This is a genomic window from Aquincola tertiaricarbonis, from assembly GCF_000969605.1.
Taxonomy (GTDB): domain Bacteria; phylum Pseudomonadota; class Gammaproteobacteria; order Burkholderiales; family Burkholderiaceae_C; genus Aquincola; species Aquincola tertiaricarbonis.
The window spans coordinates 292,646-308,341 of sequence record NZ_JZUE01000003.1 but is presented as its reverse complement, the minus strand read 5'-3'; the positions used below and the strand labels follow the sequence as shown (position 1 = coordinate 308,341).

At 69.4% G+C, this 15,696-nt stretch carries 26 protein-coding genes; 18 read left to right on the top strand and 8 right to left on the bottom strand.

Going from position 1 to position 15,696, the window contains the following annotated elements; all coding sequences use genetic code 11:
- Positions 1-2: 2 nt before the first annotated feature.
- From VO99_RS05580 to VO99_RS05550, 8 genes are all read right to left on the bottom strand, one after another.
- Positions 3-860 carry a DNA adenine methylase gene (locus tag VO99_RS05580; protein WP_046111803.1) on the bottom strand — a complete coding sequence of 286 codons (858 nt, stop codon included), beginning with the start codon at positions 858-860 and terminating at the stop codon, positions 3-5.
- Entirely contained in the window at positions 857-2,083 is a 1,227-nt protein-coding gene (locus VO99_RS05575) for a phosphoadenosine phosphosulfate reductase domain-containing protein (protein WP_046111802.1), read from the bottom strand. Before VO99_RS05575 ends, VO99_RS05580 begins: the two co-directional genes overlap by 4 nt.
- A complete protein-coding gene (locus VO99_RS05570) occupies positions 2,080-3,870 on the bottom strand; it encodes a DNA cytosine methyltransferase (RefSeq protein WP_046111801.1) in 1,791 nt (596 codons plus the stop codon). The genes VO99_RS05575 and VO99_RS05570 overlap by 4 nt, the downstream gene beginning before the upstream one ends.
- Complete coding sequence (locus tag VO99_RS05565; RefSeq protein WP_046111800.1) at positions 3,867-4,334, bottom strand: hypothetical protein; 468 nt, start codon at positions 4,332-4,334, stop codon at positions 3,867-3,869. Before VO99_RS05565 ends, VO99_RS05570 begins: the two co-directional genes overlap by 4 nt.
- On the bottom strand, positions 4,331-4,696 hold the full coding sequence (locus VO99_RS05560; RefSeq protein ID WP_052736102.1) for a helix-turn-helix domain-containing protein: 366 nt from the start codon (positions 4,694-4,696) through the stop codon (positions 4,331-4,333). Before VO99_RS05560 ends, VO99_RS05565 begins: the two co-directional genes overlap by 4 nt.
- Before the next feature lie 261 nt (positions 4,697-4,957).
- Entirely contained in the window at positions 4,958-5,194 is a 237-nt protein-coding gene (locus VO99_RS05555; RefSeq protein WP_046111799.1) for a hypothetical protein, read from the bottom strand.
- Between the two features lie 116 nt (positions 5,195-5,310).
- Positions 5,311-5,472 (bottom strand): hypothetical protein, encoded by a 162-nt coding sequence (locus VO99_RS30105; RefSeq protein WP_157039444.1) that lies wholly within the window; start codon positions 5,470-5,472, stop codon positions 5,311-5,313.
- Between the two features lies 1 nt (position 5,473).
- Positions 5,474-5,710, bottom strand: a complete 237-nt coding sequence (locus VO99_RS05550) for a transcriptional regulator (RefSeq protein ID WP_052736101.1) — start codon at positions 5,708-5,710, stop codon at positions 5,474-5,476.
- 119 nt (positions 5,711-5,829) lie between these two features.
- Between VO99_RS05550 and VO99_RS30100 the strand changes: the two genes are divergently transcribed.
- The 18 genes from VO99_RS30100 to VO99_RS05480 all read left to right on the top strand — a co-directional run bounded on the left by VO99_RS30100 (position 5,830) and on the right by VO99_RS05480 (position 15,634).
- Positions 5,830-6,471 (top strand): hypothetical protein, encoded by a 642-nt coding sequence (locus VO99_RS30100; RefSeq protein ID WP_157039443.1) that lies wholly within the window; start codon positions 5,830-5,832, stop codon positions 6,469-6,471.
- Between the two features lie 19 nt (positions 6,472-6,490).
- Positions 6,491-6,895, top strand: coding sequence for an SHOCT domain-containing protein (locus tag VO99_RS05540; RefSeq protein ID WP_046111796.1), 405 nt, complete (start codon positions 6,491-6,493; stop codon positions 6,893-6,895).
- Between the two features lie 141 nt (positions 6,896-7,036).
- A complete protein-coding gene (locus VO99_RS05535; RefSeq protein ID WP_157039442.1) occupies positions 7,037-7,501 on the top strand; it encodes a hypothetical protein in 465 nt (154 codons plus the stop codon).
- Positions 7,498-7,779 (top strand): hypothetical protein, encoded by a 282-nt coding sequence (locus VO99_RS05530; RefSeq protein ID WP_157039441.1) that lies wholly within the window; start codon positions 7,498-7,500, stop codon positions 7,777-7,779. The genes VO99_RS05535 and VO99_RS05530 overlap by 4 nt, the downstream gene beginning before the upstream one ends.
- On the top strand, positions 7,776-8,216 hold the full coding sequence (locus tag VO99_RS05525) for a hypothetical protein (RefSeq protein ID WP_046111793.1): 441 nt from the start codon (positions 7,776-7,778) through the stop codon (positions 8,214-8,216). Before VO99_RS05530 ends, VO99_RS05525 begins: the two co-directional genes overlap by 4 nt.
- Positions 8,213-8,377 carry a hypothetical protein gene (locus tag VO99_RS30095; protein WP_157039440.1) on the top strand — a complete coding sequence of 55 codons (165 nt, stop codon included), beginning with the start codon at positions 8,213-8,215 and terminating at the stop codon, positions 8,375-8,377. The genes VO99_RS05525 and VO99_RS30095 overlap by 4 nt, the downstream gene beginning before the upstream one ends.
- Complete coding sequence (locus VO99_RS31720; RefSeq protein WP_259374788.1) at positions 8,374-8,499, top strand: hypothetical protein; 126 nt, start codon at positions 8,374-8,376, stop codon at positions 8,497-8,499. Before VO99_RS30095 ends, VO99_RS31720 begins: the two co-directional genes overlap by 4 nt.
- Complete coding sequence (locus tag VO99_RS30090; RefSeq protein WP_157039439.1) at positions 8,487-8,654, top strand: hypothetical protein; 168 nt, start codon at positions 8,487-8,489, stop codon at positions 8,652-8,654. The genes VO99_RS31720 and VO99_RS30090 overlap by 13 nt, the downstream gene beginning before the upstream one ends.
- Position 8,655: 1 nt before the next feature.
- Complete coding sequence (locus tag VO99_RS05520; protein WP_046111792.1) at positions 8,656-8,946, top strand: hypothetical protein; 291 nt, start codon at positions 8,656-8,658, stop codon at positions 8,944-8,946.
- Positions 8,946-9,146 (top strand): hypothetical protein, encoded by a 201-nt coding sequence (locus VO99_RS31175; RefSeq protein ID WP_232315270.1) that lies wholly within the window; start codon positions 8,946-8,948, stop codon positions 9,144-9,146. The genes VO99_RS05520 and VO99_RS31175 overlap by 1 nt, the downstream gene beginning before the upstream one ends.
- 10 nt (positions 9,147-9,156) lie before the next feature.
- On the top strand, positions 9,157-9,756 hold the full coding sequence (locus tag VO99_RS05515; RefSeq protein ID WP_232315269.1) for a PD-(D/E)XK nuclease family protein: 600 nt from the start codon (positions 9,157-9,159) through the stop codon (positions 9,754-9,756).
- A gap of 14 nt (positions 9,757-9,770) precedes the next feature.
- Positions 9,771-10,997, top strand: a complete 1,227-nt coding sequence (locus VO99_RS05510) for a hypothetical protein (protein WP_046111791.1) — start codon at positions 9,771-9,773, stop codon at positions 10,995-10,997.
- A 10-nt stretch (positions 10,998-11,007) separates the two neighbouring features.
- Entirely contained in the window at positions 11,008-12,804 is a 1,797-nt protein-coding gene (locus tag VO99_RS05505; protein ID WP_046111790.1) for an AAA family ATPase, read from the top strand.
- A gap of 24 nt (positions 12,805-12,828) precedes the next feature.
- Entirely contained in the window at positions 12,829-13,359 is a 531-nt protein-coding gene (locus tag VO99_RS05500; protein WP_046111789.1) for a hypothetical protein, read from the top strand.
- Positions 13,356-14,237, top strand: a complete 882-nt coding sequence (locus tag VO99_RS05495; RefSeq protein WP_046111788.1) for a hypothetical protein — start codon at positions 13,356-13,358, stop codon at positions 14,235-14,237. The genes VO99_RS05500 and VO99_RS05495 overlap by 4 nt, the downstream gene beginning before the upstream one ends.
- 18 nt (positions 14,238-14,255) lie before the next feature.
- Positions 14,256-15,083, top strand: coding sequence for a hypothetical protein (locus tag VO99_RS05490; RefSeq protein ID WP_046111787.1), 828 nt, complete (start codon positions 14,256-14,258; stop codon positions 15,081-15,083).
- A gap of 3 nt (positions 15,084-15,086) precedes the next feature.
- On the top strand, positions 15,087-15,452 hold the full coding sequence (locus VO99_RS30755) for a hypothetical protein (protein ID WP_046111786.1): 366 nt from the start codon (positions 15,087-15,089) through the stop codon (positions 15,450-15,452).
- On the top strand, positions 15,449-15,634 hold the full coding sequence (locus VO99_RS05480; protein ID WP_046111785.1) for a hypothetical protein: 186 nt from the start codon (positions 15,449-15,451) through the stop codon (positions 15,632-15,634). The genes VO99_RS30755 and VO99_RS05480 overlap by 4 nt, the downstream gene beginning before the upstream one ends.
- Positions 15,635-15,696 lie beyond the last annotated feature (62 nt).

Below are 15,696 nucleotides of genomic sequence, written 5' to 3'. Positions count from 1 at the left end.
GGTCACGCTGCCTCGGGAAACAGGCCACCGCGGCCGCTGGCCAGCGCGGCGCTACAGACCGGGTTGAGCCAGACGACTTCGGTCCGCTTGCGGGCGCCGTCGGCCAGGGCGACGCGCTCGTGTCGCTCCCAGCCGGCGAAGAGCTCGCGGTCGTAGAGGTCGCAGGGGTAGCCCGACAGGACGACCATCCCCTCCAGGTCCTGCAGCACATCGGCGAGGCGGCGGTGGTCGTCGTCGGTCAGCTCTTGGGCGTACTTTTGGCGCACGCCGCTGGCGCTGCCGCGGGTGCTGTGCGGATACGGCGGATCCACATAGAACAGCGCGTCAGGCCGGTCCGTCCTGGCCATGAGGTACAGGGCATCGCGCGACTCGATGGTCACGCCGCGCAGCCGCTCAACGAACGCCGGCACCTCGGCTGGCCAGGAGAGCAGGTCTGCTGCGGCGGATTGGTTTCGCTCGCCACGCACACCGGTGCGGAAGCCGGTCGCATGCTTCGAGAAGGCCGCGCCGCTGCCGAACCCCATGAAGGCCCGGCAGATGGTGCGGCGGGCCTGCTCGATGGGGTCGTCGCTGGGCTCGTCGGCCAGTTCGAACTCGGCTCGCGCGAAAGGCGTGAGCTCGACGGCGCGCGCGAGTCGGGCAGCCTGCGCTGGGTCGCGCAGCACACGGAAGACGTTGACGATCTCGTCGTTCACGTCGTTGTAGACCTCGCAGCGAACGCGCTGCTTGTGCAGCAGCACCGACGCGGCGCCGCCGAACGGCTCCACGTAGATCGCGTGCCGAGGGAAGAACGAGGCGATCCACGGCGCCAGCCTGAACTTGCCGCCGTGGTACCGCATCACCGGCCTGGCGATCGTCATGCGTCGGCCTCGCTGAAGAGCAGCGGCTGCACAGCGCCGTTCTGGTAGACGGTGGCCATCACGGTGTCGGCCGTCGGCTCGTCGCCGTCCCAACCCTCGGGCCAAGTCTCGGCAGCGATCAGCTCGCGGATGCGGGCCTCCTCCTCGACATTGATCAGCGAGATCTGCGGCCTTCCCTGCGCGATTGCAGCGGCGTTGCAGGCGCCCTGGATGCCGAGCACGCGGTCCAGCGCCATGGAACGCGCCTCCAGCGTAAGCGGGCCCATGCGCTGGGGGTTCTTGGCGATCGACCCGTCCTTCAGCCGCTCCAGGCCAGCCTTCTTCAGGCGGTGCTGCGGCTCGCGCAGCTCCCGCCACAGCGGCTTCAGCCCGCGCAGCGGCGCCAGGTACGTCCAGTGCGGCAGGGCCAGCACCGTCTCCAGCGCCTTCTCTTCCTGAGCCAGCGGGCAGCCGATGCAGCCGGTGCGCGCGTTGATCTCTTCCGCCTCGTCGCCGCCGTAGGCGTCGGCGATCATGGCCGTGGACCAGTCGCCGAAGTCGGCCTGCGGCGCCCAGTGCTTCAGCCACTCCCACACGTGGCACACCCGCCAGTGCAGCAGCGGCGCCAGCGTAGCCAGTCGGCCGCGCAGGCCCTTGGCGCTCGGCAGGACCTGCTGGTACCAGCCCTGGCCGCACTCGGCGCCGTCCTTGCTGCACGACATCTCGATGCGGCGGTCGCGGATGGCGCTCTCGCCCTGCCGCACGCCGGTGATCATCAGCACCTGGCCGTCGAGCTGCTCGAGGCGCTCGCGCAGCGCCTGCTCCATCGGGTCGATCTTGATCTGGCGCGTGCACCAGCGCAGCGTGTTGTTGTTCGGCGGCGGCACGCCGCGGCCGAGGATGTAGACCATGAAGCGCTTGTCCATCGGCGCGGTGACCACCTCGACCTGGATGCCGCGCTCCCGCAGCTCGTCCATGATTTGGGCGGCCGCGATGGCCAGCGGCGGCAGCTCTTGCCGGGTGTCGGCGTAGAAGACGGTCAGCGTCTGCGGCGCCTTGATGCGGCCGGTGTCGATCAGCCAGCAGATCATGGTCAGCGTGGCCGAGCTGTCCTTGCCGCCCGACCAGGCGATGCCCCAGTGCGGGTGGTCTGGGCCGTAGGCCTGCAGCGACTCCATGGTGAGCTCGATGCTCTCGGTCATCTGCAGGCGCTGGCCGCCGTCGAAGAAGGTGGACTGCTTCATACGGCCACCTGCCCCAGCGCCGCTGCCAGCGCGATCGGCCGCACCCAGATCGGCTGCGCGCTGAGGACAAAGGTCTCGCCGCTCCAGGCGAGCAGCAGCGTGGTGCCCATGACGTGCGCGATCGCCTCGGCTGCATGCGGCGGCACCGCGTTGCCGATGCGTTCGCGCCAGGCGCTGTCGCTGAGGCCATCGAGCTCGAGCTGCTCCTCGGGGTCGACCAGCGACTGCAGCGCGCCCAGCTCGAAGGTGGTGAACGGTCGGTGCCAGGTGCCGTCCTCAGCGCGGATCACCACCACCAGCTTCTCGTCGGCGCGCGGCATGCGGGGATCGGCCACCGACCAGCGGCCGTTGTCGTGGCCGGCGGCCGCGCTGACGGCGCCGCTCGGCTGGTCCCACGGCACCACGCCGTAGTGCCCGCCGGTCAGGTAGGCGTCCCCGGCGTCGCGCTGCAGGCCTGGCCGCGGGTCGGCCACCGCGAAGGCGCCATTGCCGGTCGTGCTGGCTGCGATCACCGTGTTGGCCGGTTCATCGAAAGGCGTCACGATGTACTTGCCCTTGCCGGCGAAGGTCGACGTGCTGCGCGGATCGGCCACGCACTGGCCGGTGCCGTGCGCGCCGGTGACGGCGCAGGCCTCGCGCTCCCAGCGCACGACACGGAACTCGTTGGAGTGCTTGGCCGGGCCGTTGTGCCGAGGGTCGGCCACCTGCTGCGCGCTCGATCCCGGCGCGTTGGCGCCACCGGTGACGGTGCCGGCGGTCTGATCCCACTGCAGCACCCGGAAGCCGGCATGCGAGAACCGCGGGTGCTCAGCGATGCGCGGATCCGCGACCGAGAACGCGCCGTTGCTGGGCCGGCTCTCGCTGGCCACCACGCCAGTCGGCTCGTCCCACGCCCGCACGCCGTAGCCGCCGCGGTGCATCTCGGGCACCAGCAGGTAGTCGCGCAGCTGGCCGCCCTCCACTGCCAGCCGGTTGAGGCTGCGCCAGTCGGTGCCGGCCTCGACGAAGGCGAGCCGGACCCACGTCTTCCACTGCAGCTGGGGCACGCGGTGCATAGGACCGGCGCGCAGGTCACCCGGCAGCGGCATGCGGCCCAGCACCGAGCCGACAGCCTGCAGCGGCCGGCGCTCGGGCTCGTACAGGAACGGCGCCACCTTCTCTATGTGGCGGGCCACCAGCAGGAAGCGCTTGCGGCTCTGGGCCAGGCCGCCCAGCTCGCCGCAGTCGTGCGTGGTTTCGGCCACCGCGTAGCCGTAGGCGCGCAGCAGGTCGACGATCTGGTCCAACAGGTGCCGCCCACGGGTGGCGATGCGCGGCACGTTCTCGAAGACGATCAGCTCGGGCGCATCGTCCTTCCAGGCCTCGAGCATGAGCCACACACCGCGCAGCGTGAGGCGGTTCAGCGCCTGGTACTTGTCGGTGCGCGAGCGCGTCTCGCTGAGCAGGCCGGAGAAGCCCTTGCACGGTGCCGACAGGAACACGATGTGCGGCCGCTCGTGGCCGGCCGCGCGGTGGATGTCGGCGGTGGTGGCTTCCTGCCAGTCGACCGGCGGCTCAGCGTCGTGGAAGGCCCGGTACTGATCGCGGTCGAACAGGTCCAGCACGGTGCCGGGCACGCCGGCCAGGCGGTGGAAGTCGCGCATCGCCGCCGGGTCGACATCGATGCCACCGATGCAGCGAAAGCGCGCCTGCAGGTTGCCGACGCGTGGCTGTGCGCGGTTGAAGCCCTTCGCACCGCCGCCCAGGCCGGCGAAGAGGTGGAAGTGGCGGATCTCGACGGGGGTCATTGATCGCACCCCCTGCCCACGGCGCCAAAGTCGTTGGGGTCGGTGAACTTCTCCCAGTGCACCCAGCCCTTCTGCGGGCAGTGGAAGCCCCAAGCCCGGTACCGCGGCCCGGTGATGAACAGTGTCCAGCACGGCCCATCGGCGAGCTCGACGCGGTGCGCCAGGCGGCCGGTCAAGCGCAACCGAATGGCGCCGGCGTGCAGCTGCTGCCGGTGCTCGATGCCGCCCGCGGCGATGGTGTGCTCGACGTAGCTGCCGCGCAGCAGCACGCTGCAGTTGGCCCACGGGTGGTCGTGCAGCGCCCGGTCGTCATCGCTGCGCAGGAACTCGTGCAGGTATACGTTGACGAAGCGGTTGCGCGGGATCACCCACCAGCGGCGCAGGTACGGCCGGTCGTGGCCGCCGATGACGACGTCGGGTGTACGGCGCGTGATGCGCGCAATGAGGCGGTCGGCGAGCTTCATGCGGCGGCCCGCCGAGTGGCCTGCATCTCTTCAAGCACAGTGAGCTGCGCGCGGCCGGCGTGCCACTGCGAGATCGCCGTGTTGCCCAGCACCGCCTCGATCGCCTGCACTGCATCACCGGGCAGGTCGCGGCGCATCGGCCTGTCGTCTTCGTTGAAGTAGTCGCCAACGTGCTGGTAGACCAGTCCGGCCTCGGCGGCCAGTTGGCGGAAAGTCAGGTTGCGCACGCGGCGCAGCTGCCACGCCAGACGGCAGGCCTGGCGATACGTCTTCACGGTGCGCATGAGTTCCACCGGCACGACGGCCGGCGCCTCCATGCGAGCGAGCAGCGGGAATTCGCGCTGCAGCGGGTGCTCTTGCAAGGGGGCCTCCTTGAAGAAATTCAATGGGGTAACCGGTTGAGTAACCGGTCGCGGGAGGGCGAAAGTGAAGGCATGCGATGCCTTCAACACATCACCTTTTGGGTGCACCCCAGCCACTCCACCGCGCAACGCGGAGGCCCCCGAATCACGGGCTTCGTGGTGAGGTGCACTCAAAAAGACCTGGGCGCGCACGCCCAGGGAAGGCCATGCGCCGTGAGGGAGGAGACGGAACGGGGAGCGCATGGCGGCCAAACGGATGGCTCAGGCCTGGATCTGGTCGCGGACCTGCACCCAGCCCTCGGCCTTCGGCAGGTAGCGGATGCGGCCGGCGTCGTTGAGGCGCAGCAGGTGCTGCGCGAGGACATCGGAAGGACGGGCACCGGCCGCGCGGGCGACCTGCTGAATGGGCGCGGCCAGGTGGCTGGCCAGCTGCTTGGCGTTCACCGGTGCGTGGCGCACGGCGGCCAGGATCTGGGCGTCGAGGGTGGTGGTGGACATGTAGTTCGAGGTCAGCGGTTGCGCCGGCGCTGGATGGCAGACAGCACGATCAGCGGTGCGACGTACACCGTGCAGATGAAGAGGAAGAAGCCGAAGGCCTGCATGGCGGCGGTCTTTCAGCGCGACGCCGGCGGCGTGCGGGCCTGGCAGGCCACGCAGTACCGGGCCAGCTCGCGGCCGCCGAGCCAGGCCACGGCCACCATCGGGCGGCTGCAGGTGGTGCAGGGCTTCGTGGCCGGCTGCGCGGGCTGCACCGGGGTGGAAGCGCGCGGGTGCATGTCAAGCACCCTGCTCAGCGGCCGGTTCGGGGATGGCGGGCGCGCCATCGGCGCCGATCAGCTCCGGCCAGATGCGGTGCCAGTCTTTCGGCCGCAGATCCCATCGCCGGACCTTGTTGTCCGTCTCACGTTCGAGATCAACGCACAAGGCTGCGCTGGGCTCGCGTCCGTCTTGGCGCGCGGCAAGCTGGGACAGGTAGATCGGCTTGATTCCCAGACGGGATGCGAGCTCGGACATACCGCCTCGCGGCAGGTCGGATGTGTATGTGCGGAGGTCCATTGTTATGCGCTTTGCGTAACTCAGGCGTGCAGCATAGTGCGTAACGCCTTGGTATGCAATGCGCCTAACCTCGCGCCGTGAAGATTTCCAGCACACGGCACCTGCGGCGCCGCGACAACCTGCTCAAGCTCATTGCCGAAGCCGGGAGCGCGTCTGCGCTGGCTCAGGCCATCGGAACACCCAAGTCACATGTCAGCGCGCTGGTAAGCGGCACGCGCGGGCTCGGCGACGATCTGGCTGCCAAGATTGAGAGGCGGTACGACCGCCCTGCAGGGTGGCTGGACCAAGACGGCGGCAACCGTCAAGACGTCACGGCCTCAGCGGCGAATAGTGACCAGCCGTTTCCTCAGGCTCATGGCGTGAGCCAGCCAGCACCGATAGTTGAGGTTCCACACCTCACCTGGGAAGCGCTGATGGCCGGGCCCCTGCCTGCGACGTTCGAGATCACGATCACAGACGACTCCATGGCGCCGGAATTTCCCGCCGGCACGCTAGTTCGGTTCTCCACCGATGTTGGAGACGCCCGAGCACGGGATGCGGTGCTTGTGGGGGACCGCGACGGCAACGTGTTCTTCCGTGAGTACCGGTTCAAGAAGCCGGGCCATTGGCAGGCGGTGGCGCTCGCGGACGGATATGAGCCGCTCGACTCGATCGCGGATCACCTCGAGGTGCGAGCGATCATGACCAGCTACGTGAAGGTCGGGCGTCGTTCGCGTTGACGCCAGAAGAGGAGACCGGATGGACTTTGGACTATGGCTGTTCGTGTGGCTGCTGCTCTCGGCGGGCGTCGGCTTCATTGCGGAGGGCCGCGGCCGCAGCGGGCCGGGCTTCTTTCTCCTGGCCGTTGTCACGTCCCCACTGATCGGCATCATCGTGGTGCTCGTCACCAAGGACCTGAAGCTGGAGCGGGCGGAGGAGGAGCGCAGGAAGCTGGATCACGAGCGCGAGATCGAGTCCATACGGGCCATCGCGGCCGCTGCTGCGGCGCCGGCCGCTCCGCCGGCGCCTGAACGTCGAGACGGAGTGCCGCCAACGAACGTGGGGGTGGCAGACGAGCTCACCAAGCTCGCGGCGCTCAGAGAGACTGGGGTCCTCACGCAGGATGAGTTCGACACTCAGAAGCGACGTTTGCTTGGCTTGTAGATTCCTCGACCCCTAGATTGAAGCCGCCACGGGGCGGCTTTTTCTTTGCCGGCGCCGGGCGCAAGTGCAGAAGTTATGCAGACCGCTTGCGCATAAGTTATGCGTTGTGCATACTGCCCCTCCATACACACGGAGGTGCAGATGGGACAGCAACAGGCGACGGCGACGCCCCTCGTCGACGCACGGTGGCAGAGCCACCTCAAGTTCAAGGGCCGAGAGCCGCGCACGCTCGAAGAGGTGACGATCGCCCGGGCGGACTACGAGCACCGCGCACGACTTGGCACGATCAAGAAGCTGAGCGCCAAGCTGGCGCTGCTGCACACCTTCCTAGATCCCCTTCGCGCGGCCGGCGTCGATCTGGCCAAGCGCGAGTTCGACACGCTCGACAGCGGCAAGTCCCTGCGCATCCGGTCCGTCCTGTTCTCGGCCGAAGACCAGCTGCACGTCGAGTTGCTCAAGCTGGGCTTCCGTGAGCTCGAGCGAAAGGACTGGGGCAGCAGTGACCTGGTGCGACTGAAATACGGCCGTTCGCTCGTCGTCGAGATCAACGTCACCAAGGCCCAGCCGGTTGCCGCGGCGACCGAAGCTCAGCAGGTGCCGGCGTGACTGCCCGCTTGTGTGACCTGCCTGCCATCACTCCGGCGCGCGTGCTGGAACTGAAGCTGGAAGCCAAGGCGCTGAAGGTCGAACGCGGCCTGAAGCAGGCGGCTGCCCTCGCCCAGCTGGCCCAGCGAGAAGGCTTTGCCAGCTGGGAACGTCTCGTCGCCCGCGCCGGCGGCGCCGATGCCCTGCGCGACGCGAAGTACGAGCACCCGACCGAAGCACTGGTGCGTCAAGGTGAGCGCAAAGCCTCCCGTGCGCTGCGCTACAGAGGGCAGTCATGACCGCCCTGCGCCAGGCTGTGGCCGCCAAGCGCCACGACCCCGACTGCAGCGCCGAGCTGCGGCCCGAGGCCTTCACCCACATCCCGCACCCTGTCGACGCGCGCCGCGTGCCGGCGCTGCTGACGGGCACCGACCTGCTGCTGGACCAGCGCTTCAAGTCCGCGGTGCACAGCTTCGCCGAGTGGCTGCACTTCGAGTGTGAGGGCCACGACGACGTGACGGGCACCGACTGGATTGCCAGCATGCCGCTGCGCATGCCCGAGCGGCTGGCCGCGGCGACCGTCGCGCAAGTGGTGCACCTGCAGCGCACGACGCGTGACCCGCGTGTGTTCGCCGCCTGCCGGGCTGAGCTCGAGCAGCGCTGGGCCGCGAGCGAAGACGGCCAGGCGTTGCGCGAATCGCTGGCCGACCCACGGCAAGAGGACGGTGCCGCATGAAGGCCGTGCTGCAAACCGCCCTCGGCGTGCTGCTGGGCCTGCTGGCCACGGCCGGCCTCGTGGGCATCGTCTTCGTCGGCATCGACGCCCTGCTCGAACAGCACGTCGAGCGCGCCCTGCAACGCACCGCGGCGCCGGCCGCATCGGGAGCACTGCTGTGACCCATCACGACGATCTGCAGTGGATGGCCTTCCACCGCCGCGTGCGCGACCTCGTCATCACCGCGGCCCAGGCCCTTGGCGCCGTTGGCCTTGCCCTCTTGGGGCTGTGGTGGTCGATGTGAAGGCGCAGCTGCTGCTCCACGCGGTGCTGATCGCAGCGCTGGCCTCGCTGCATTGGCTGTGGCAACGCCGCGGCCAGGCGGTGCTGGGCCTGCTGGTCTTCGGCATCGGCATCGGCGGCTCGGCCCTGCAGCCTGGCCACTGGTGGGCGCACTGACATGGCGAAGGTCATCCCCCTCCACCGCGGGTTCGTGGCCAACGGCTGCGACGACGACTGCCAGCACGGCGCCCGCCCCTGCGAGTGCGGCATCGGTGCGCTGACCGAGGCCGACGTCGATCGTCACATCGCAGAGCGCTACGAGTTCGAGCGCCTCCCTCGCACGCTGGCCGAGGCGTTCCCGCAAGAGCACGCCAACCCCATAACGCATTACCGCCGGCCGTCGTTCCTTCGGCAAGCCGCCAATGCGATCCGCGCCGCGTGGCGCACCACGCTGGAGGGCACACGCTGATGGCGGCTCCTAGCCTCACCGTGCGCGCCAGCTCCTGGGGCGGCCTGTTCGACTGCGCCTACAAGTGGGAGGGCGAGCACCTGCTGGGCATGCGCAAGCCCAGCGGCATGCGCGCCCACCTCGGCACGTCGATCCACGCCAGCACGGCCGCCTTCGACAAACGGCCGGCTGCCGGGCGCATCGCCGCTCTCGGTCGATGACGCCGCCGGCGTGTTCATCGAGACGCTGCACACGCCGCGCTACGAGCTGGACCGCAGCCAGGACGACCTGAGCATGTGCGACGCCGAGCGCATCGGCCTGCAGCTGCACACCGCCTACTGCTTCGATCTGTCGCCGCGCTTCACCTTCCGCAGCGTGGAGGCGCAGCTGCAGCCGCTCGACATTGACTGCGGCGGCGGCATCGTGGTGCGGCTCACCGGCACGATGGACCGGGCCCGCGTCGCCGAGACCGACGCCGGCGTGGTGATCCCTGACATCAAGACCGGCTCGCGCGTCATCGAGCATGGCCAGGCGAAGACGAAAGGTCGCAGCGCGCAGCTGGGCACCTACCAGCTGATGTTCGAAGCCGACACCGGCGAGCAGACCGCCGGCGCGCAGGTCCTGGCGCTGCAGACCAGCAGCAAGCCGCAGGTCGCGGCCTCCGAGGTCTTCGACGCCAAGCGCGTGATGGTCGGCACCGAGACCAGCCGCGGGCTGATCTCCCACGCCGCCGAGATGTTCCGAACCGGGCTCTTCGCGCCCAACCCCCAGTCGATGCTGTGCTCGCCGAAGTACTGCGCGCGCTGGGACACCTGCAGCTACCACGAGTGAAAGGCACTCCATTCATGAACACATCCCTCGCCGAGATCCAGCGCACAGGCGGCGCCGTCGCCCAGGCGGCCGACCAGGTCATCGACATGTTCTCGCTGCGCGGCTTCGAGCTGGCCCAGCGCATCGCCAAGGCCTTCGCCACCTCCGACGCCGTGCCGGCGCAGTTCCGCCTGCAGGTCGAGAAAAAGGGCCGCAACGGCTCGACCTGGGTCGACAACCCGGCCGCGCTGGGCAACTGCCTGGTGGCGATCGAGACGGCCCGCGCGGTGGGCATGAGCATCACCTCGGTGATGCAGCACGCCAACGTGATCGAGGGCCGGCTGTCTTGGTCGGCGCAGTTCCAGATCGCGGCCATCAACGCCAGCGGCCGCTTCACGCCGCTGCGCTTCCAGATGCGCAACCTGGGCCGCATGAAGGCCAAGTACCGCGAAAAGCAGGGCTGGAACGATGCCAAGCGCGGCTTCGACTTCATCGACCGCGAGGTCGAGATCGAGAACATCGAGTGCATCGCGTGGGCCTACATCCGCGAGAACGGCCGCACCACCGAAGAGCGTGTCGAGTCGGCGCCGGTGAGCATGCAGATGGCCGTCGAGGAAGGCTGGTACAGCAAGCCGGGCTCGAAGTGGCAGACCACGATGCGCACGCTGATGCTGCAGTACCGCGCCGGCGCGTTCTTCGCGCGCATCCACGCGCCGGACGTCGTGATGGGCATGGGTCGCTCGACCGAAGAGCTCCAGGACATGACGACCATCGACGTGGCGCCGGACGGCACCGTGCGATCGGTGACCACCGAAGAGCTGCGGCGCGACCCCGCCGCCGCACCGATGAAGGTGGTGGAGCAGGTCGGCGAGCCGCGCACGGCAGCCGACGACGCCGACGGGGAGACCGGCGAGACGACCCGGCCGCCGGCCGGCACCGGCGCTTTAAACGCGAAGCAGAAACAGGAAGCGCCGGCCTTAGACGCCGAGGCCTTTGCCGACAAGCTGGCCGCGTGCAAGGACGTCGACGCGCTGGACCTGCTGGCCGACGAGATCCGCGGCGTGGCCGACGCCGACACCGCGCAGTCGCTGAGCGATGTGTACCAGCGCCGCCGCGCCGAACTGCTCGACGCGGCCGGGCAGCAGCAGGCAGCCAGCACCGGCCAGGCCGGCGCCAGCTCCAGCGCGAGCACCACCGCCGCCGCACCGGCCAGCCGTCGCCGCACGGCGCCGCCCGCCGGCACCCAGTCCACGATCGAGTAAGGCACCAGCCGTGAAGATCAACACCATCACCGCCGAGAACTTCCTCGGCCTGGTCAACGTGAACGTGGTGCTGGACACCACCGTCACCCTGTTCGGCGGCGCCAATGCTGCAGGCAAAAGCAGCATCAAGGAAGCCGTGCGGCTGGCGCTGGCCGGCGAGGCCGTGCGGGTTCAGTACAAGAAGGACTGGACCGCCCTGGTGCACGACGGTGCCAAAACCGGCTTCGTCGAGATCGGCGTGGTCACCGGCGACGAGCCCGGCCTGGCCGCGGTGGTGCTGCCCAGCGGCAAGACGAAGCTGTCCGGCTACCAGATGCCCGACGCCCTGCCCTTCGTGCTCGATGCCCAGCGCTTCGCCAGCATGAAGCCGGACGAGCGCCGCAAGTTCCTGTTCGGGCTGATGAAGGTGAAGATGGACGCGGCCAGCGTGAAGGCCCGGCTTATCTCGCGAGACTGCAACGCGGCAAAGGTCGAGCGCATCGCGCCCATCCTGCGCGCAGGCTTCGAGGCGGCCGCCGAGGACGCCAAAGCCAAGGCCACCGAAGCGAAGGGCGCCTGGCGGCAGGTCACCGGCGAGGCCTACGGCGAGGTGAAGGCCGAGGAGTGGCGGGCGCCGGTGCCGGCATTCGACGCCAAGGCCGCGGCGGCCGTGGTCACCGAGCTGCAGCACCTGGACGTGGCGATCGAGCAGTGGGTGGGCGAGATTGCGAAGCTGCAGGCGGTGCGCGATCGGCGCACGCAGCTTCTGGACCGACTGCCGCAGCTGCGCGGCGTGGCCGAGCTGCTCAAGCGGCGAGAGACGAAGCTGGGCGTCGACGAGGCCGAGCTGAAGCGCCTGGACGCCGAGATCGAAAAGACCGCCGCGGCTGCCGGCGGCGGCCCGCGGATCGGCCTGGTGCACACCATGGCCCGCGCGCTTCAGTCGGCCCGAGACGAAGTGGAAGGCACGTCCGCGGAGGCTGACGTGGCCGCCGCGCTGACGCTGTACGAAGCCGAGCACGGCCCGCTGTCGGCCATGGGCGGCGACCCGGCGGCAGCAAGCCGGCTGAAGGAGCTGCAGGCCGCTCGCGCCACCTGCGCCAGCGCGGTGGCCAACGACCGACGCGACATCGACGCCTCCAAGGCAGCGGCCACCGAGATCGGCACCATCGAGGCGGAGCTGGCAGAGCCGCACGCCGCCGACGCGCTGGCCGCGGCGCGGCTGCAGATCGACCAGCTGAAGGCGCAGCGCGCCGAGAAGCAGGGCCGCATGGATGCGCTCAAGGTGGCCAAGCGGGACGCTGACGCTGCCGCGGAGAAGACGAAGGCCGCCGCCGGGCACCACTTTGACGTGCTGCAGTGGACGGCGATCGGCGACGCGCTGTCGCCCAGCGGCATCCCGGCCGACCTGTTGTTCGAAGCGCTGGAGCCGATCAACGCCCGGCTGCAGCAGAGCGCGCTGGACACCGACTGGCTACGCGCCGGCATCGGCGCGGACATGGAGATCACCTGCGGCGACGGCCGCCAGTACCGGCTGCTGAGCGAGTCGGAGCAGTGGCGCGTGGACGCCATGGTGGCCGAGGCCGTTTCGCACCTGTCCGGGTTGCGGCTGATCGTGCTGGATCGCTTCGACGTGCTGGACCTGCAGGGCCGCAGCGACCTGCTGGCCTGGCTGGATGTGCTGGCCACCCAGGACGAGATCGACACCGCGCTGGTATTCGGGACGCTGAAGAGCGTGCCGGCCAGCTTGCCGGCCAGCACCGCGGCGATCTGGGTCGAGGGCGGCAAGGCCGCCACCGAAGGGGCGCAGCTCGCGCAGGCCGCCTGATCACCACCCACACGGAGACGACGCATGTCCCTCGCGCAACACGAACGCAAGAAGGCCGAGCTGCTGACGGCGCTGGCCAACGAGAAGGTGCAGCACGACAAGACGGTGGCTGGCATCCGGCGATCGCTCGAGACCGTGAACGCCGCCATCCTGCTGGCCACGGCCGGCCTTGACGAAGCCAAGCTGCAGCTGGCCGAGTCGGTGCTCGATGTCTTCAGCGACTACAACAATGCGGGCGAAGACCGCGCGCTGGTGCTCGAGCAGGCCGTGCAGCTGGTGCTGGCGAAGGGCAGCCTGCTGAAGGTGCGCTTCGTCGGCACCAAAAACTACGCGCACTGGCACGGCCAGGCCGTCGAGATCGAGTACGGCTACGGCCCGAAGCACGGCTGGGTGATCTTCCGCATTGGCCTGCATGAGGCAGTGCGCCGGCGCACAGGCACCGAGCTGCTGACGGACGACGAGGTCGAAGCCGCCGTCTACTACCTGCGCAACCTCGAGCGCATCCATGCCGCGCGGAGGGATGCCAAGGCGGCGGCTGCGGCGGTGCCAGCGTGAACGACACCACCATGCTCAACGCTGACCGTATCCAGCCGGTCGAGGCCTGCGGCCATGTGCGCAAGTGCATGGGCAGCCCACAAAGCTACGCCTCGAGCTTCTCGTACGGGAAGCCGACAGCCCTGCAGGTCGCGACGAAGGCGCTGCAAGAGCTCGAGGCGGCCCGCCAGCGCGACATCGCGGTGCACGAGCGCAACAAGGCCGCGATCGAGATCAACACGGCCATCCATGATCGCGTCGTGCAGCTGATGGAGGCCATCGGCATGCCGAGGCGGTACAGCCTGCGCGACACGTCGTCGCGCTCAGCCCGGCCGCGCACCGTGACGCTGGACGCCGGCTACCTCACCGATTTGAAGCGCGAGTGCAGGACCGACGACGGCTTCGACTTCGCGACGAGCAGCTACGAGCAGATGCTGCGCCAGTACCGCGCCTATGAAGAGCAGGCGAAGCGCGAAGACGAGCAGGCCCGCCGGGCCGAAGAGCAGCGCAAGGCGGCCGAGGTCGAGCGCCGGAAGGCCGACATGGTCCTGGCGGCAGTCCTGCTGCGCTACGGTCTGCCCATCGAGTCGACCTGGTCGGACGTGATGGACGCTCTGCGCGTCCGCGACCAGCGCCTCGACTTGGCCGTGGCCATGGAACAGACGCGCGGCGACTGGAGCGAAGGCGCGTACCGCGTCCGCGATGCCCTGGACCGCTTCGAGATCCGCTGCACCGAGGACAAGGACATCGCCAACGACGTGCTGGCGGGCCTGACCGACTTCTGCGATGGCCGCGTGTTCCGCGACGCCACCTGGAGCTACGACCGGCTGTACGCCTCGGTCGCCGACCAGCAACTTGCCACCGACGTGCGCACCGCGGCGCGACACGTGAACGACTGACCCACCCAGGAGACCCTGATGACCTTCGAGTTCCACGAACCCATCGAGGCCACGCTGAAGAGCGTCACGCCGCGCACCGAGAAGCACGGCGAGGACGATGTGCTGGCGTTGAGCATGGGCCTGGCCATCACCGGCCCGAACACGCTGCTGGACCGCGCCTTCCCTGGCCTGCGGCACTCCATCTACATGGCCGTCGAAGGTCAGCCCCAGCTGCCCGGCGTCGAAGAGGCGACGCCGAAGCTGCGCACCAACCTCATGGAACTGGTGCAGCTGTCGGCGAAGTACGAAGGCTGGACGCTGACGGTCGACCACGGGATCGATGAAGACGATCCGATCGCGCTGGGCGGCTGCCGCGTCGACAAGTTCCGCGTGCGGCCGATGGAAGGCGGTAGCGTCGAGCTGCTGTTCCGCATCGGCAGCAACGACATCGACAGCGAGGAGGCCGGCCAGCTGTTCGGCAAGCTGCACCAGACGATCAGCATCCGGCTGAAGGCGCCGGAGAAGCCGGCCGACGTTATCGACGGCACAGTGGGCCACCCGGGCCTTGCCGCGCAGCGGGCCGAGGATGCCGGGCAGCAGCGTCTGGACGTCGACACCGAGGCCGAGCGCCACGCCGACGATGCCACCGGTGCATTCCTGGGTCTTCACGGCAACGGCGACGACGGCAGCGACGGCACGGGCGGCGCCGACGGCGACGACACCGGCGATGGAGCAGGAGAAGGCGGCGCCGACCTGGCCGGCGCGTCGCCTGCCGAGCGTGCGGCTGCCGAGCCGGCCGCGCCGGCGCGCAGCCGCCGTCGCACGGCCGCCCAGCAGTTCATCGACCAGCACGCGCCGATCGAGTGACGCATGGCCCGGATCACGCGCGCGGGCACCGAGCCGCTGCCGGCCTTCGGCGTGATCCGCGGCGGCCGGCTCGACGGCTGGCGCTTCCACTTCATCCGCTTCGAGGCCTATGCCGACGAGCTGCTGATCTTAGCCAAGTGCTCGGCGCCGAAGTGGCCGTTCCCCTGCGACATCGCGCTCGACCACACGCTGTTCCGGAAGCTGCGGGCCGTGCCAGGCGAGCGAGCGAAGCGGCTGCCCACCGCTGATCTGATCCAAGCCGCATACCGCGGCGCCGGGCTGCCAGTTCCGGCCTGGCTGACCACCGACAAACGAATGACTGTCCGCGCCTGCGTGAAGCGCGCGGCCCACGGAAGGAGAACGCTTTGACCATCATCGAACGCCAGAAGGTGCAGGCCGCCGTCGATCGCGCGCTGCAGCTGCACCCGGACCGCGACGCGGCGGTCTCGGCCACGGCGGCGGCGCTGTGCCTGCCGCACGAAGCCGTGCTCGACGCGATCGAGCCGGACCCGGTGGACAGCGAAGGCGGCGAGCTGGACCTGGTGTCATGAGCGACCCCACCACCGAAGACAAGCTGGCCGAGGCCCAGCGCCGCGCGGCGAACTGGCAACCG

Excerpts from the sequence above, each read along its gene's own strand:
- VO99_RS05580 (WP_046111803.1), bottom strand. The coding sequence starts at position 860 with ATGACGATCGCCAGGCCGGTGATGCGGTACCACGGCGGCAAGTTCAGG.
- VO99_RS05575 (WP_046111802.1), bottom strand. The coding sequence starts at position 2,083 with ATGAAGCAGTCCACCTTCTTCGACGGCGGCCAGCGCCTGCAGATGACC.
- VO99_RS05570 (WP_046111801.1), bottom strand. The coding sequence starts at position 3,870 with ATGACCCCCGTCGAGATCCGCCACTTCCACCTCTTCGCCGGCCTGGGC.
- VO99_RS05565 (WP_046111800.1), bottom strand. The coding sequence starts at position 4,334 with ATGAAGCTCGCCGACCGCCTCATTGCGCGCATCACGCGCCGTACACCC.
- VO99_RS05555 (WP_046111799.1), bottom strand. The coding sequence starts at position 5,194 with ATGTCCACCACCACCCTCGACGCCCAGATCCTGGCCGCCGTGCGCCAC.
- VO99_RS30105 (WP_157039444.1), bottom strand. The coding sequence starts at position 5,472 with ATGCACCCGCGCGCTTCCACCCCGGTGCAGCCCGCGCAGCCGGCCACG.
- VO99_RS05550 (WP_052736101.1), bottom strand. The coding sequence starts at position 5,710 with ATGTCCGAGCTCGCATCCCGTCTGGGAATCAAGCCGATCTACCTGTCC.
- VO99_RS05540 (WP_046111796.1), top strand. The coding sequence starts at position 6,491 with ATGGACTTTGGACTATGGCTGTTCGTGTGGCTGCTGCTCTCGGCGGGC.
- VO99_RS05535 (WP_157039442.1), top strand. The coding sequence starts at position 7,037 with ATGGGACAGCAACAGGCGACGGCGACGCCCCTCGTCGACGCACGGTGG.
- VO99_RS05525 (WP_046111793.1), top strand. The coding sequence starts at position 7,776 with ATGACCGCCCTGCGCCAGGCTGTGGCCGCCAAGCGCCACGACCCCGAC.
- VO99_RS30095 (WP_157039440.1), top strand. The coding sequence starts at position 8,213 with ATGAAGGCCGTGCTGCAAACCGCCCTCGGCGTGCTGCTGGGCCTGCTG.
- VO99_RS05520 (WP_046111792.1), top strand. The coding sequence starts at position 8,656 with ATGGCGAAGGTCATCCCCCTCCACCGCGGGTTCGTGGCCAACGGCTGC.
- VO99_RS31175 (WP_232315270.1), top strand. The coding sequence starts at position 8,946 with ATGGCGGCTCCTAGCCTCACCGTGCGCGCCAGCTCCTGGGGCGGCCTG.
- VO99_RS05510 (WP_046111791.1), top strand. The coding sequence starts at position 9,771 with ATGAACACATCCCTCGCCGAGATCCAGCGCACAGGCGGCGCCGTCGCC.
- VO99_RS05500 (WP_046111789.1), top strand. The coding sequence starts at position 12,829 with ATGTCCCTCGCGCAACACGAACGCAAGAAGGCCGAGCTGCTGACGGCG.
- VO99_RS05490 (WP_046111787.1), top strand. The coding sequence starts at position 14,256 with ATGACCTTCGAGTTCCACGAACCCATCGAGGCCACGCTGAAGAGCGTC.
- VO99_RS30755 (WP_046111786.1), top strand. The coding sequence starts at position 15,087 with ATGGCCCGGATCACGCGCGCGGGCACCGAGCCGCTGCCGGCCTTCGGC.